The sequence below is a fragment of the Acinetobacter sp. YH12117 genome, from assembly GCF_013418865.1.
GTDB classification, from domain to species: domain Bacteria; phylum Pseudomonadota; class Gammaproteobacteria; order Pseudomonadales; family Moraxellaceae; genus Acinetobacter; species Acinetobacter indicus.
Genome location: NZ_VPBF01000055.1, coordinates 1 through 14,599, shown reverse-complemented (window position 1 = coordinate 14,599; position 14,599 = coordinate 1). Strand labels below are relative to the sequence as shown.

9 protein-coding genes and 6 pseudogenes are annotated in these 14,599 nt (G+C 45.2%); 8 read left to right on the top strand and 7 right to left on the bottom strand.

The features are described from left to right. A pseudogene (locus tag FTU55_RS13820) lies at positions 1 to 393 on the bottom strand (transposase); the annotation flags it as partial. A 510-nt stretch (positions 394 to 903) separates the two neighbouring features. Here FTU55_RS13820 and FTU55_RS13815 point away from each other — a divergent pair. After that, the gene (locus FTU55_RS13815) at positions 904 to 1,143 is read left to right on the top strand and encodes a BrxA family protein (protein WP_001353740.1); all 240 of its coding nucleotides are present in this window, start codon (positions 904 to 906) and stop codon (positions 1,141 to 1,143) included. Positions 1,144 to 1,330: 187 nt separating this feature from the next. Here the strand turns inward: FTU55_RS13815 and intI2 are convergent. Beyond that, positions 1,331 to 2,308, bottom strand: a pseudogene (gene intI2 / locus FTU55_RS15200) (class 2 integron integrase IntI2). Positions 2,309 to 2,639: 331 nt separating this feature from the next. Here intI2 and dfrA1 point away from each other — a divergent pair. From dfrA1 to FTU55_RS13770, 7 genes and pseudogenes are all read left to right on the top strand, one after another. Beyond that, a complete protein-coding gene (gene dfrA1, locus FTU55_RS13800; protein WP_000777554.1) occupies positions 2,640 to 3,113 on the top strand; it encodes a trimethoprim-resistant dihydrofolate reductase DfrA1 in 474 nt (157 codons plus the stop codon). A gap of 94 nt (positions 3,114 to 3,207) precedes the next feature. Beyond that, positions 3,208 to 3,732 (top strand): streptothricin N-acetyltransferase Sat2, encoded by a 525-nt coding sequence (gene sat2, locus FTU55_RS13795; protein WP_000704156.1) that lies wholly within the window; start codon positions 3,208 to 3,210, stop codon positions 3,730 to 3,732. A gap of 57 nt (positions 3,733 to 3,789) precedes the next feature. Continuing rightward, positions 3,790 to 4,625 (top strand): annotated as a pseudogene (gene aadA1, locus FTU55_RS13790) (ANT(3'')-Ia family aminoglycoside nucleotidyltransferase AadA1). A gap of 28 nt (positions 4,626 to 4,653) precedes the next feature. After that, on the top strand, positions 4,654 to 5,151 hold the full coding sequence (locus FTU55_RS13785; RefSeq protein WP_001444089.1) for a hypothetical protein: 498 nt from the start codon (positions 4,654 to 4,656) through the stop codon (positions 5,149 to 5,151). A 254-nt stretch (positions 5,152 to 5,405) separates the two neighbouring features. Continuing rightward, positions 5,406 to 5,597, top strand: a pseudogene (locus tag FTU55_RS15325) (hypothetical protein); the annotation flags it as partial. 409 nt (positions 5,598 to 6,006) lie between these two features. Continuing rightward, positions 6,007 to 6,384 carry a hypothetical protein gene (locus tag FTU55_RS13775; protein ID WP_001271300.1) on the top strand — a complete coding sequence of 126 codons (378 nt, stop codon included), beginning with the start codon at positions 6,007 to 6,009 and terminating at the stop codon, positions 6,382 to 6,384. Between the two features lie 22 nt (positions 6,385 to 6,406). After that, positions 6,407 to 6,559, top strand: a pseudogene (locus FTU55_RS13770) (IS256 family transposase); the annotation flags it as partial. A gap of 55 nt (positions 6,560 to 6,614) precedes the next feature. Here FTU55_RS13770 and FTU55_RS13765 read toward each other — a convergent pair. The 5 genes and pseudogenes from FTU55_RS13765 to FTU55_RS13745 form a co-directional block, all read right to left on the bottom strand. Continuing rightward, complete coding sequence (locus FTU55_RS13765; protein WP_000251879.1) at positions 6,615 to 8,231, bottom strand: Tn7-like element transposition protein TnsE; 1,617 nt, start codon at positions 8,229 to 8,231, stop codon at positions 6,615 to 6,617. Next, positions 8,232 to 9,758 (bottom strand): annotated as a pseudogene (locus FTU55_RS13760) (TnsD family Tn7-like transposition protein). 2 nt (positions 9,759 to 9,760) lie between these two features. Continuing rightward, the gene (locus FTU55_RS13755) at positions 9,761 to 11,428 is read right to left on the bottom strand and encodes an AAA family ATPase (RefSeq protein ID WP_001276994.1); all 1,668 of its coding nucleotides are present in this window, start codon (positions 11,426 to 11,428) and stop codon (positions 9,761 to 9,763) included. Further along, positions 11,425 to 13,533, bottom strand: coding sequence for a DDE-type integrase/transposase/recombinase (locus FTU55_RS13750; protein WP_000267723.1), 2,109 nt, complete (start codon positions 13,531 to 13,533; stop codon positions 11,425 to 11,427). The genes FTU55_RS13755 and FTU55_RS13750 overlap by 4 nt, the downstream gene beginning before the upstream one ends. Continuing rightward, positions 13,520 to 14,341: a TnsA endonuclease N-terminal domain-containing protein gene (locus tag FTU55_RS13745; RefSeq protein ID WP_001029679.1), complete on the bottom strand. Its 822-nt coding sequence runs from the start codon at positions 14,339 to 14,341 to the stop codon at positions 13,520 to 13,522. The genes FTU55_RS13750 and FTU55_RS13745 overlap by 14 nt, the downstream gene beginning before the upstream one ends. Positions 14,342 to 14,599 lie beyond the last annotated feature (258 nt).

The following is a 14,599-nucleotide window of genomic DNA, read 5'->3' as shown; positions in this document are numbered from 1 at the left end:
CAGCAGGGGTGTCATCGGGTCGTCATCCACCGCATCCGAGGCCAGATAGCTGTTTTCGACATCCCGTTCCAGCAGGCCTTGCCGTTCCAGATAGCGACCCACCCGGTGGGCGATGGTGTGCGTCAGCTGGGTGAGCTCTGGGCTGGTCGGCGCCTTGACCCAGCGGAAACGCGCTGAGCCGTGGGATTGCTCGACATACACACCGTCGAGAAACAGCATGTGGAAGTGAACATTCAGATTGAGCGCCGATCCAAAACGCTGGATCAGGGTGACCGCGCCCGTCTTGGCCACTTGGTGGGTATGGCCCGCTTTCTTGACCAGGTGCGTGGCAATGACGCGGTAAACGATGCCCAGCACCCACCCCATGATCTCGGGCCGGCTGGCAAACAGGAAATGTGGGCGGACAAAATAGTTGGGAACTGGGAGGGGTGGAAATGGAGTTTTTAAGGATTATTTAGGGAAGAGTGACAAAATAGATGGGAACTGGGTGTAGCGTCGTAAGCTAATACGAAAATTAAAAATGACAAAATAGTTTGGAACTAGATTTCACTTATCTGGTTAACTAATCTAGCTAACCTGCCGCTCAGCTTAGTACGATCCTATATCCAACTGATCATAATCCTTTCATCAGTATCCCAAATTAAATCCCCCTCCTAGACTGCCTCACCAACACTTTACAGTGATCCCGTATTTCCGGACAGGTGATTGATTTTTTTCGCTTGTACAGGTGTTAAGCCACAGTTATCTTGATGTGGACATTATGCATTGTAATAGCCCATTAACATGCGCTAAGAGCATAAATTAATATACAGTAACAAGCATTACGAGGTGCTAATGTTTGGAAAGCAGCCTCTTCCAACTACAATAATAAGTTAACTATCCTCCACCCACAAATAATTACAAATGACCCCTTTCCGCTATAACTCCGATCTCACCAGCGGCTCGCTACAAACCCGAGAGTGTCGCATTATTACTGGCTTGTTACTCCAAGAGCTTGATGAAGCTGCCTGGGATAAAGCCATGTATAAGGAAAATGTGCTTCAGAAACGCACGCAATCTACGGTAAGACGTATTTCTTCAGCGCTTAGAAAACGCCTAGAACACCTAAGCTCTGACTTTTGGGCTTTTGCGTTTTTATGTTAGGCATTGTCTGGCAACTGGAGGAAGTGTAATGACCATGAATGGTCACTGTGATTGACAGTATCTTGCTTAAACTTATCTGAACAATGGTAGAACTGGCTCATATTTATCCCCTCTATGATTGTTTATCTTTTTCACCATAAAAAGTATCAGGGGCTACTCAGGGCTACATAAAGATATTTATCTACTTTTACTGATTGATAAGTAGCATCAGTCCATCCGCAGGACTGGTGGTGCCGGCAAAATGCTGACCCAACACATGCGTATAGATTTGCGTGGTCTTAACATCGTTATGCCCTAAGAGTTCTTGCACAGTGCGAATATCACGCCCCGCTTGTAATAGATGCGTAGCAAACGAGTGACGAAATGTATGACAAGTGACACGCTTGCTAACGATGCCTGCTTTTTGTACGGCTGCCTTCAATGCCTTTCGCGCAACGGAGTCATGCAGATGATGGCGGCATAATTTGCCGTTATACGGGTGGTTGCAGAGCGTGCTGGAGGGAAAGACAAACATCCACGCCGCTTGTCGATAAGCAGAAGGGTATTTGTGATCTAAAGCAAAAGGCAGCGATGGCCCTACGCCTTGTAAGTTGTCGTCTTGCTGAATAAGCCGCGCTTGCTCAATGAGTTATTTTATTGCTGGGATTAGGCGCGTGGGCAGTAGGCTGTTTCTGCTTTTCCCACCCTTACCGTCATGCACAGTGATGCAGCCATTATCAAAATCAAAATCTTTAACCCGCAAACGCAAGCATTCATTAATGCGCAAACCTGCACCATACAGCAGCGTAAAAATAACTTGGTTGCGAGTATCCATAACCTGCAAAATGCGTTGCACTTCATTTGCAGAGATAACAGAGGGTAGCCGTCTAGGCTTGCTTGCAGGGATATAATCAATATCGCCCAACGGCTGTTGTAAAAACCTGTTGTACAAAAAAGCTAGGGCATTTAAAGCGATTTTCTGCGTGTTTATGGCTACATGTCTGCTGTTTGCTAAGCTGGATAAAAACAGCCTGACCTCTTCACTGCCCATGGTCTGAGGATGACGTTTTTTGTGAAACAGAATAAAACGCTTAATCCAGTGCAGGTAAGTTTTTTCAGTTTTCAGCGCATAACCTTTTTGTCGCATATCCGTGCGTATAGAATTTAAAAATGGACTGTTAGACATAAAACGCTCCTTGTCTTGCAACTGTCTGCCTATACAGCCTATTCTAGCTGGGATTTAAAAAAGTGCCTGTTTTTTACGCCTAGAGATGCTTGTTTACCGGTAGAGTTTTAATTTAATGCTAAATAAATTAAAATGTTATGAGTTCTTTGGGTGAGATAATGTGCATCGTGCAAGCAGGATAGACGGCATGCACGATTTGTAATAACAGAGTGTCTTGTATTTTTAAAGAAAGTCTATTTAATACAAGTGATTATATTAATTAACGGTAAGCATCAGCGGGTGACAAAACGAGCATGCTTACTAATAAAATGTTAACCTCTGAGGAAGAATTGTGAAACTATCACTAATGGTAGCTATATCGAAGAATGGAGTTATCGGGAATGGCCCTGATATTCCATGGAGTGCCAAAGGTGAACAGCTCCTGTTTAAAGCTATTACCTATAACCAATGGCTGTTGGTTGGACGCAAGACTTTTGAATCAATGGGAGCATTACCCAACCGAAAGTATGCGGTCGTAACACGTTCAAGTTTTACATCTGACAATGAGAACGTATTGATCTTTCCATCAATTAAAGATGCTTTAACCAACCTAAAGAAAATAACGGATCATGTCATTGTTTCAGGTGGTGGGGAGATATACAAAAGCCTGATCGATCAAGTAGATACACTACATATATCTACAATAGACATCGAGCCGGAAGGTGATGTTTACTTTCCTGAAATCCCCAGCAATTTTAGGCCAGTTTTTACCCAAGACTTCGCCTCTAACATAAATTATAGTTACCAAATCTGGCAAAAGGGTTAACAAGTGGCAGCAACGGATTCGCAAACCTGTCACGCCTTTTGTACCAAAAGCCGCGCCAGGTTTGCGATCCGCTGTGCCAGGCGTTAGGCGTCATATGAAGATTTCGGTGATCCCTGAGCAGGTGGCGGAAACATTGGATGCTGAGAACCATTTCATTGTTCGTGAAGTGTTCGATGTGCACCTATCCGACCAAGGCTTTGAACTATCTACCAGAAGTGTGAGCCCCTACCGGAAGGATTACATCTCGGATGATGACTCTGATGAAGACTCTGCTTGCTATGGCGCATTCATCGACCAAGAGCTTGTCGGGAAGATTGAACTCAACTCAACATGGAACGATCTAGCCTCTATCGAACACATTGTTGTGTCGCACACGCACCGAGGCAAAGGAGTCGCGCACAGTCTCATCGAATTTGCGAAAAAGTGGGCACTAAGCAGACAGCTCCTTGGCATACGATTAGAGACACAAACGAACAATGTACCTGCCTGCAATTTGTACGCAAAATGTGGCTTTACTCTCGGCGGCATTGACCTGTTCACGTATAAAACTAGACCTCAAGTCTCGAACGAAACAGCGATGTACTGGTACTGGTTCTCGGGAGCACAGGATGACGCCTAACAATTCATTCAAGCCGACACCGCTTCGCGGCGCGGCTTAATTCAGGAGTTAAACATCATGAGGGAAGCGGTGATCGCCGAAGTATCGACTCAACTATCAGAGGTAGTTGGCGTCATCGAGCGCCATCTCGAACCGACGTTGCTGGCCGTACATTTGTACGGCTCCGCAGTGGATGGCGGCCTGAAGCCACACAGTGATATTGATTTGCTGGTTACGGTGACCGTAAGGCTTGATGAAACAACGCGGCGAGCTTTGATCAACGACCTTTTGGAAACTTCGGCTTCCCCTGGAGAGAGCGAGATTCTCCGCGCTGTAGAAGTCACCATTGTTGTGCACGACGACATCATTCCGTGGCGTTATCCAGCTAAGCGCGAACTGCAATTTGGAGAATGGCAGCGCAATGACATTCTTGCAGGTATCTTCGAGCCAGCCACGATCGACATTGATCTGGCTATCTTGCTGACAAAAGCAAGAGAACATAGCGTTGCCTTGGTAGGTCCAGCGGCGGAGGAACTCTTTGATCCGGTTCCTGAACAGGATCTATTTGAGGCGCTAAATGAAACCTTAACGCTATGGAACTCGCCGCCCGACTGGGCTGGCGATGAGCGAAATGTAGTGCTTACGTTGTCCCGCATTTGGTACAGCGCAGTAACCGGCAAAATCGCGCCGAAGGATGTCGCTGCCGACTGGGCAATGGAGCGCCTGCCGGCCCAGTATCAGCCCGTCATACTTGAAGCTAGGCAGGCTTATCTTGGACAAGAAGATCGCTTGGCCTCGCGCGCAGATCAGTTGGAAGAATTTGTTCACTACGTGAAAGGCGAGATCACCAAGGTAGTCGGCAAATAATGTCTAACAATTCGTTCAAGCCGACGCCGCTTCGCGGCGCGGCTTAACTCAAGCGTTAGAGAGCTGGGGAAGACTATGCGCGATCTGTTGAAGGTGGTTCTAAGCCTCGTACTTGCGATGGCATCGGGGCAGGCACTTGCTGACCTGCCAATTGTTTTAGTGGATGAAGCTCGTCTTCCCTATGACTACTCCCCATCCAACTACGACATTTCTCCAAGCAACTACGACAACTCCATAAGCAATTACGACAATAGTCCATCAAATTACGACAACTCTGAGAGCAACTACGATAATAGTTCATCCAATTACGACAATAGTCGCAACGGAAATCGTAGGCTTATATATAGCGCAAATGGGTCTCGCACTTTCGCCGGCTACTACGTCATTGCCAACAATGGGACAACGAACTTCTTTTCCACATCTGGCAAAAGGATGTTCTACACCCCAAAAGGGGGGCGCGGCGTCTATGGCGGCAAAGATGGGAGCTTCTGCGGGGCATTGGTCGTCATAAATGGCCAATTTTCGCTTGCCCTGACAGATAACGGCCTGAAGATCATGTATCTAAGCAACTAGCCTGCTCTCTAATAAAATGTTAGGCCTCAACATCTAGTCGCAAGCTGAGGGGAACCACTAGTGTCATACGAACCTCCAAGAGACGGTTACACAAACGGGTACATTGTTGATGTCATGTATGACAATCGCCCAAGTAAGTATCCAGCTGTGTTCAGAACGTACGTCCGAATTCCAGACTATGTCGAACGGATACCCGAGGCAAAGCGGAGCATTAGTCCCAAAGCATCTCCGGTAGATCCGGAGGCTCCATACTGAAGGCATGGCTCACAAGGGTCTTGGGGAACTCAGCCGATCCTGACGCTTCTGTGGGCAAGTGGGACCGGCGCCTAGCGCAGTGCGGTGGTATTGATGAGATGTCAAGTGGGGTGCAGGCAACATACTTCAGTCCAAACGGTCAGCTGGTCGGCTTAGTGGCATACATTGATGCCGAATGGATGGATGAATAGCTCTGACGTTACGATTCAGGTGAGACAACCAGATGGGCATTGCGTACAAGCTCAGTTGCCACCGATGTGGCTACGAGTCTGATCTTCTTTACCTAGGCCAAGGTATGGCGATGCTTCCTGAGCAAATAGTCGGAACGTGCACATGCTGCGACAATCTAACGACGATTTCTATAAATGAAAGCTACGGAGTATGCTCACTTTGTGGGGCTAAGGATCGTGTGATATTTACAAGCTATCAGCATGAGGCAAGGCCAAGAAATCCCTGCTATCTAGAGAGAAGTTTCAAATATCAATGCCCAAGATGCCATGCCTTCAGTATGGAGCCTCCGGATCTACCGGAGATGCTTTGGGACTAATGCTCCGCTTTGCCTCGGGTATCCGTTCGACCTATGTTTAAGAGGAAACGCACGTGTCTGCCGCCAAAGCTCTTGCCTATGCACTTTGTGACAAGTTGGAAAGCAAAAAAGTTGATGAAGTCGTACGAAATCTTGTTTCTAGCGGCTGGAATATTAGGGAAGTGGCCTGGGAAGCTTCGTCCTTTGATCATGAAATGCCCTACTTTGACACGGGGCGGGACTTCGATATTGGATTTCCTGACACGCTGTCATCCAAGATTGAGTTTTTGACCGCGAATGGATCAATCGTCCAAGCACGTGCTCGCCTGCACTTCAAGCAGGCTCTAATTTTTGCCAAGGCGTCCAAACATGTCGCCGCGCTCAAGAACTCATTGGATTACTACTATGGATCGTCTGTAATCCCCCCTCAAAACCACGGAGGCTATTTGTAGAAAATTCCATTAATATGAACTCAAGGTGTTCCCTACGGACGAATCAGCGATGAAGGTGGTGTACCTGGCTATCCAGGCGGCGACCAAGAAATGGACGATGCCGATCCGCAACTGGAAGCCGGCCATGAACCGTTTTATGATCGAATTTGGTGACCGTTTAAATGGCCACCTTTAACTGACCGGCAAAAGCACTTACACAAAAGGGTTTACAGGCTCTTTCAGTCATTCCTTTAATGCGTAAATTGCTCTCTAACCACTCTCTCAGCCCACCCTTCCATATCCTCTCTCGATACTTGCAGCTCCCCCAACCCCTTTGGATGATTCACCCCTCTATGCCCGTCTTGTCCATATAATTGATCAAACAAACTATTTGGCCAATTCAATGAGCTCTTCACCACTCCACGCCGTATCTTTTCAAAATCATTCCGCCATGTTTCGCTATCAACGCCACTCAACACTTTGGTAGAAAGCATTTTCACCCCATCCGATGCATCCACCTCTAGCAATACAAATTCACTGCCATTACGTTGCACCCCAACGGCTTTAATCACTCTTGGTGAGCCATCTTTACACAGATGTAATCGGCTACGCCCAACTTTTGGCAAAACCAAGGTTTCTTCAAAAAGCACCCGACATGCAAATTTAGTTTTTAGAATTGAAAGTAGCTCATCAAAAGCAGCAAATCGATTAGCAAAAATAGAGTTGTAATTGGTTGCATCCTGCTTCCCACCCACATCTGCCGCTGCTAGGACACCACCTAAGTGTGGCTCATCAGTACTAACCAAATTACTATTTTCACTTGTTGTTGCTTCTTCTTTTTCTAAAATAGTTTGGCTACTTTTTCTTGCCCTGCGAGATTTTTCAATTCGACTAGGTCTACTAAAACTTATCCATGTCGGCTCAGCCTCTATGACTCGTGTGTCTGTGTCTATATTGGCTGTTTCCTCATCGTCCAACTGTAGATGCTCATCATCAACAACTGACTCTGTTGAAACCGCTATGTGCTGCGTACTACCATCACCTGCCTCCTTTTCCTGAAAAGAGGCATGGCTAATAGCTGTTGTGCTAGGAAGCATAGCGTTGATTTCTAAACCTACTATTTCCTCAACTAAATAATCCTTATCCTCGTTAGAAGAACGTCCTTTTACATGTAATTTCCAACCCTGCATGGGCGGAGGGTCAAAGCTAAAGCACCAGCTTTCAACGCCGTTCTTAATTTCTCTATTTTGTTGATAGTGCCTAAAAATACTTTCATACGAATCCATAACATCTTGATCCGAAAACAACCAAACCAAAAGCTGCACTACGGCCGACTGCTCTAACGCCCCTTTAGGAAACGATGAACTGGGTAAGATCCTTATCTCTAAATGATCTCGCTCAACCTCATACTGAACGTCGAACTCTTGCTGTAAAGCGGTACTGCTCAAACAGCTTCGACAGAAATAGGAGTTAATTAAAAATAATGACCGAGCTAGCTCTAACTGTGGGATGTGATAACGAGTCTTGCTATATGGTGTTTCAGCTTCGTAAATAAATGAACTCTGCGCTCCATCCTTGTTGCGTACGGAAGCAAAGGACGAGAGATTAGGAAAATCGATTATTTTGGCTCGTTGAAGATCCGATGCTTCAAACTCAATCACACGATCCGCCTTATTTATTTGCTTTGTTGTACTGTTAACCACCTTAGCTCGACTTAATAAAGGCAAATGAGTAAATCGAGTCCATTTCCGTTCTTGCATTGGATTAAACCAAACAAAAATACGCCACTCCTTATGACCCGAGTTACGGAATAAATGACCAATATGTACAACCTGCACATTGTCATTAAATGTAGCTAGCCTAACCACTCACTCTTCCCCATAAACCATTTCCAAGAATCTTTGTGCTTCCTCAGTTATCCGCTCTTTAGATAACGTTGCACTTCTTAATAATCGCCAGCGCCTAAGCTCAACATCTTCCTGTTTAAGCTTAATAAAAGCTTGGCTAATCCGTCTAATTTGATAATCTTCCACACTCTCTGAGTAACGCTTTAAGCAAAGCGCTACCAAAGGCAGTTTCTGTAGATTTTTTGCAAGAGAGGTTCCGTTAGGAGTTTGCTTTAACAGCCAGCTCGATGTCGCTCTTGGGTGATCAAGGCTACTATCTAGACGCTTTATGATTCTTAATAGTTGTCGTACAGCAATTCGATCTCTTTGGTTCCAATCAACTCTAGGGGCGGGTGCCAGACGCTCTTGTTGATGCTGTTGATTCCAGTGAACTAGCCAATCCCTGTCATGTCGGTAAAGCCAAGCGTATAGCACCCCACCCTCTAAAGACTGTCTTGCCGCCTTAATTCCTTGGTATTTATGCACTAGTTGCTGCCAGTCTTTATGCTTAACAGATAAATCTTCAGAGTTAGGTTGCACAGACTGGCTAACAGGTCTTGTCGTTATAGAGTGCTCAGTAAGAGCACTTGCCTGCTGTAGCGCTTCTATAACCGTTAGTTTTGGCAATAAGGCTTGCCACACAATACTATGCTGTAAATAACTAAAGGCTTTTCTATGCTTACGGAATATACTTTTCAGCCAACACGTGTCCTTGTTCTCTGCCAACTTTAAATCCAGTTTCTCTAGTGCCTCATCACTAAAAGTCTGCCTCACTCTCTCCGCCACCAAGTCATGACGAATGTGCTTGCTTTTGGTTAGCCCTAGATCCTGCGCTAAGCGCTGATAAAACAGCGTCCACTGCTCAAGGCTTGGGGAAAGCTCTTGCGCTCGTGGAGCATCTAACAGAGGGGCTATATAAGCAGCTAGTGCTGTTAATTGAGATAGGGAGTCTTTGGGGTAGTCTGAAAGCAGCTCAGTATGACCCAAAGCCCAAAATTGATGTCGGTGATCATCTACAGCTCTATCAAAGAAGACTAAAGCACCGTGTTTTGGACAATATGGCAAAGCGGGCAAATACCAATCTCGTTGCCAAAAGGCTTCCCCATACCTATTTAGCTGAAGAGCAACGCAATCAGGGCAGTATCTAAAGCGGTTATCGCTCTTAACTCTAGAAGCAGCGACTCCTAGCATTAAATGCACCGCACCTTGCGCTTGGTACTCCATTAACCGAATAGCTTCGTCTCGGCGCTCCTTGCCTACAAACGGAGCATATAAAGGGAATAAGGTATGCTCATAAATAAGCTACTGAACAGCGTAACGTCCTGTTTGATGTAGATGTCTTGCTATCACACCTAAATGCGAGGGCAGACCTAAGGTAGCGACCACCTTGCGGTTGCCATACACCTCATCCAACAGCTGCTTAGGACTAACAATCCCTTGATAAACGCCTGCCCGTGCAATAGTGCTATAAATCAGCTCATTCGAGTACGGAACAGGAAAGTTTCTCATGGCTAACCTGCTTGTTTAAATAAGCTCGCCATATCCACTATTACCCCTTTCCCTTTTAACCGTTCATGCATGGTTTTTTCAGGTTGGCGTTGTGAATAGATATAACGTAAATCCGTATCAGGCAAGCTATCCCAGTCGCTGGGCTTGACTACCTTTATAGCCGAAACCTTTTTACTCTTGGAGGGCTTTTCTAGTTCTGACACTACCGTTTCGCCTTCCATCAACCACTGCAAAACAAGAGGCAGTAACTTTTGTCTTGTCATCGTTGGATTCTGGCTAAACGCTTTTTTAATAGTGGGAATTAACAGGCTTGAATCGTAATCCTCTTTCAGCATCAGATATAAATGACGCTGATCTTCGGTATCTAACTCTTGAAGGGCTTTTTCTTCTGGTGTTTGTTCTTGTATCGCTGCGATATCTAGCTGAAGTTGGATTAACCGTTTATCAATCTCGGGAACGACTAGATCAGAATAACGAGCAATGCGTTCTGGGATACCCGAGCGTAATGCCTCTAGCATGGGGTGCACAGGCTTTAACTCATCTTGATACACTTGCCGCAATAAACCAGCGGTAATACGCTCATTGCCTAAAGCTAGCGCACGGAGCTGAGCGAGTACAAAAAGTTTTACTACAATGTCCATCACTCCTTGGCTTAGCTCATACCACACATCACGGACCTCATCCGATAACAGCGCATCTTTGCGTTGTAAAAGCTGTAATTGCCAAAGATTATCCGTAAAAGCGATCCACTCTTGATTGGGCTTTCCACGTTGCGTTTGTTGTATAGGATCCCAGAATATAGCTCCAAACCCTGCCCCTCTACGTGCAGACCGCAAATCAGCCTCAAAAATCTCTCGTGCTTTAGGGGTACCAATCAACATCACTGGTACGCCAATAATATTCACCATCGTCACAAAAAAGTTCAGCATCTCTTGAGATCCACCCGAACGAGAGCGGCTTAAATGCTGAATTTCATCAATAACCAACAACCCTAAAGCATGTGCATTGGCTATTTGCGACATCAAAGCCAACATGGTTTCTATACCATGACGTTTTAAGCCATAACGACGCTCATAGTTCGAGCCCAAGGCTCGATCCAACGCTCTGAAAAAATTCAAGCAGATTTCTTTTAGCGAACCATTATGCGAGCAGTCTATTTTCAAATACACCACCTGCTCTACATTGAGTTCACGATGGTAAATCACCTGAGGATACGTGGCTAGAATACGATGAAGAGAGGTCGTCTTCCCACTACCAGAACAACCAATTAACAATAAGCTTTGTGCCGTAGATCGTGCCTCCTCAAAGCGAAATGTCTCCAACTCTCCCGTTTGAACACGCTCATAACCATTTTGTAAATGCTTTTGTAAATCTCCTGTTTTAGGATTTCTGCCTACGTAGCCACCTCGAATCATGACCGAAATACGCTCACTTAGTAGCAAATGCGTACCTAATGGCTGAAAATAGTCATCTGGAATACGACAAATGGTATGAGCTCTGATAACACGGGACTTTTGCAAGTCAGAGGAAGTAAGCTGTAAAGAGGATTTCAGTGATGCAGCACTATTCACTGACTCTTGTAATGGTGGTAAGGCCTCGATAAAAGGATTATCACGATAAGCCTCTACCCCCGTATCACGATAAACTGCTTGAATCCGGGTAGCACTCATGACTCATCCTTTTCTGGTGGATCCTGAAATAATTCAGGCACGTATGTGGGTAGGCTGTAATCTTCTTGATCATCCGCTTCCACTGCGTTGAAAGGAATAACTTTAGCCTCATCACCTGAAGAGCTTGGCTTCAAATGCTCCGCACGTTTTTTACGCTCCGAGGTCACGGCTTCTTTTTTATTAGTTTTAATCTGCTTAATGCGTGTTGATTTGGGCTCAGTAGTACTGGGCGTTAACTTATTCGCTTTCTGAATGGTTTGCTGAATAAACGCCTCAAGCTCCCTGCGTTTAGTTAACTCATCCTGCTTCGCATTGGCTTTATTGTGTTTTTCTTGTGCTTGTATATCCCAAACCTCCCAAAATGAGAGACCTTTAAACTGCCGACTACGTTCCGTCAGATTACAGCGCCAAAATACACGGCTGCCAACTTGCGGAAACAAATAAATCGTATCAACCAGCACTGGGTCATAAGCCGCTTCTAAATGTTGAGGTCTAGCTATATCAGTGCTCCGCTGCAACCAACCCTCACGCAGAATCTCTGACCCCGAGTAATACAAACCCCACAAATTAACGCCAAATGAAGAAATAGAGACCTTTCGGCGAGGCAGTAACGCTACTCGCAACTGCTCTTGCTCCACAGCCCTTAAACTACCTGTACGATGCTGCATACCCCATTGCCATAGCTGGACAGGAATAGACGGTAAATCTGTAGGAAAATCAGCATCTCGATCGTATTTATCCATCACCAGATGGTTATTTCTGAATAAGATCGTACGCAAAATAATTTGTGTGAACTCAAATACCGACAGAGATGCATCTAACCTATAGTCTGTTTCACCATGGCTTTTGATCCGACTGCCCTCTACAATGCCAGGTGCAAAGGACTTAAACTCGGCTTGTAGTGTTCTAAAAGTGCTTTCCACTATGCCTTTAGCATCGCCACGTCTAGGTGGAGCACTTTCCACTCGCACATTAAAACTAGAAACTAAGGCTTCGACCTGATGACTCATTAATTCGCCACGGTCCGCTAGCAACACATCTGGCAAACCTACACACGGCCAGTCTGAGCTACTAATCTCAATATCATGCTGGGCACAAATGGCCGTTTTGTCAGAGCAAGCATTTACAAAAGCCTGCATCGCCACCACATAAGACGGATTTTCAAAGCCGATATAAAAGCCCGTGATCATCCGACTAAACACATCAATCACAATGTAAAGCGTTGGTCTTCCTATGATTTTTTGGCGATCATGATGATCCACTAAATAAATATCAGCAATCGTGGCATCAATCTCATAACGACTCCCAGGGCCTAACGCCTGAGAAGTGGCTGTACTACTTAAGGGTCGTACGTCTTTTTTATATACCCCTGCTTTAACTCTAGACTTTAAGCGCTGAGCTTTAGGGTATTCTCGATCATAAAAATAACGAAACTGACGTAGTGTTGGGTAATCCTCTTGGGGAATGCGAGGAAAATACTGAGCAAACAAGTCCACAAATCGTCTATAGGCAACGGTGGTCTTTGTACCTTTTTGATTTAACAGGTGCTTTTCTATGGTCAACCTAAAAAGGCGTTCAATCTCGGGCGTTACCTTGGTTCCTTCACCCTTACCATATTCTCTGGCTCGGCCAATCTTTGCTGTTCCTGTCGCTGAACGTCTTTCCCCTGGTGCACCGCTGTTTTTGTAGTCAGGAATTAATGCATTAGGCGTTTGACCACGCTGCCAGTAACGGCGTAACAACTTATAAACTGTAGCCTTAGTAACCTTATGTTCTTGGACCACATGCTCAACGAGTTCGCTTCTGACTTTAGGGTCGAAACGATCCTTACTATTAATAATAGGAAGAATTTTTCGATAATCCTCCTCGCGCTTCTGGAAGCTGACAGAATCTACAGACGGCTCTTCTAAATCAAGATGTACATAAGGGTCATCAGTTCTAACTAAGCGGCCTTCATCTAAATACTGCATTAGCAACAACTCAGCCCTAGCTTGTGGAACTCCTTTATCAGCGCTTATTTGCATCCAGACAACTTGGCCATCCTCTATAGCCAAAATGCGATACGGATCATTATCAAATAGCACAACCTCATTAATTTGCCACATAGCGCAACTCCTCCATATTCACTACTTGGCTAATACAGAGATCTGCACACTTATTTGCCCTGAAAGACTTATAAATATTGAACTTAATAAAACCATTTGCGGTTAAGGCTCGTATCTCACTCAATGTTTTGCCTAACTCCAAATCATAAGCAATATCAACCTGCTTACAGACATTGATAATGTTTTCATCTCCTTTTTCTTGCAGGATATGGGCCAATGGGGATAGTTGTGCTAAAAGCTCCGCAGAAACTTCTTCTGTTTTCACTGAATAAAGCCATTCAATATTTTCTTTTACTACGGGATTTATTTCTTTATCAGTAAAAATGAACCAAGGAATTTGCTTTTGCTGCCAATAGCGACGCTCTAGTTCTAGTTTTTCTAAGGTACGCTCGTCTTGTAAGGCTGCTGCAGGTTTGACTTGAATAGCAAACTGCTCAAAAGGACCATCTTTGCAGTCCACTAAAAAATCAGTAGACATAACCTGATCTACACCACGAATAACAGGATGCTTAATACCACTATCTATTGCAATCTGCCTGGTATCACTAGGTAATAAGGGGAACTGCTCGCGTATATCTAGCACGCTGCTCTCCCACTCAAGACTGAGAAAAACAGCAAGCTCTAAGTCAGATAGCAAATGATGGACTCGTCCCGTCTTATGAGAATAAATACGGTGGGAACGACCTGAAGAAGGAACTTCTTGTACTGTTAGCCATGGAATATAGTCTTTACCATGCCCTTGGCCACGCCCCTCTTTAATACGACGGGCAATTTGCACTTCAGAAAATGAAGAGTTTGCTTTAGCCATAACAAAAGTCCAGTATGCTTTTTCACAGCATAACTGGACTGATTTCAGTTTACAACTATTCTGTCTAGTTTAAGACTTTATTGTCATAGTTTAGATCTATTTTGTTCAGTTTAAGACTTTATTGTCCGCCCACAGGAAACGCAGCTGAAACGGGAAGCTCAACACCCACTGACGCATGGGTTGTTCAGGCAGTACTTCATCAACCAGCAAGGCGGCACTTTCGGCCATCCGCCGCGCCCCACAGCTCGGGCAGAAACC

What these genes read in the sequence shown, in the direction of transcription:
- sat2 (WP_000704156.1), top strand. Translation starts at nt 3,208, where the DNA reads ATGAAGATTTCGGTGATCCCTGAGCAGGTGGCGGAAACATTGGATGCT.
- FTU55_RS13785 (WP_001444089.1), top strand. Translation starts at nt 4,654, where the DNA reads ATGCGCGATCTGTTGAAGGTGGTTCTAAGCCTCGTACTTGCGATGGCA.
- FTU55_RS13750 (WP_000267723.1), bottom strand. Translation starts at nt 13,533, where the DNA reads ATGTGGCAAATTAATGAGGTTGTGCTATTTGATAATGATCCGTATCGC.
- FTU55_RS13745 (WP_001029679.1), bottom strand. Translation starts at nt 14,341, where the DNA reads ATGGCTAAAGCAAACTCTTCATTTTCTGAAGTGCAAATTGCCCGTCGT.
- FTU55_RS13755 (WP_001276994.1), bottom strand. Translation starts at nt 11,428, where the DNA reads ATGAGTGCTACCCGGATTCAAGCAGTTTATCGTGATACGGGGGTAGAG.
- FTU55_RS13815 (WP_001353740.1), top strand. Translation starts at nt 904, where the DNA reads ATGACCCCTTTCCGCTATAACTCCGATCTCACCAGCGGCTCGCTACAA.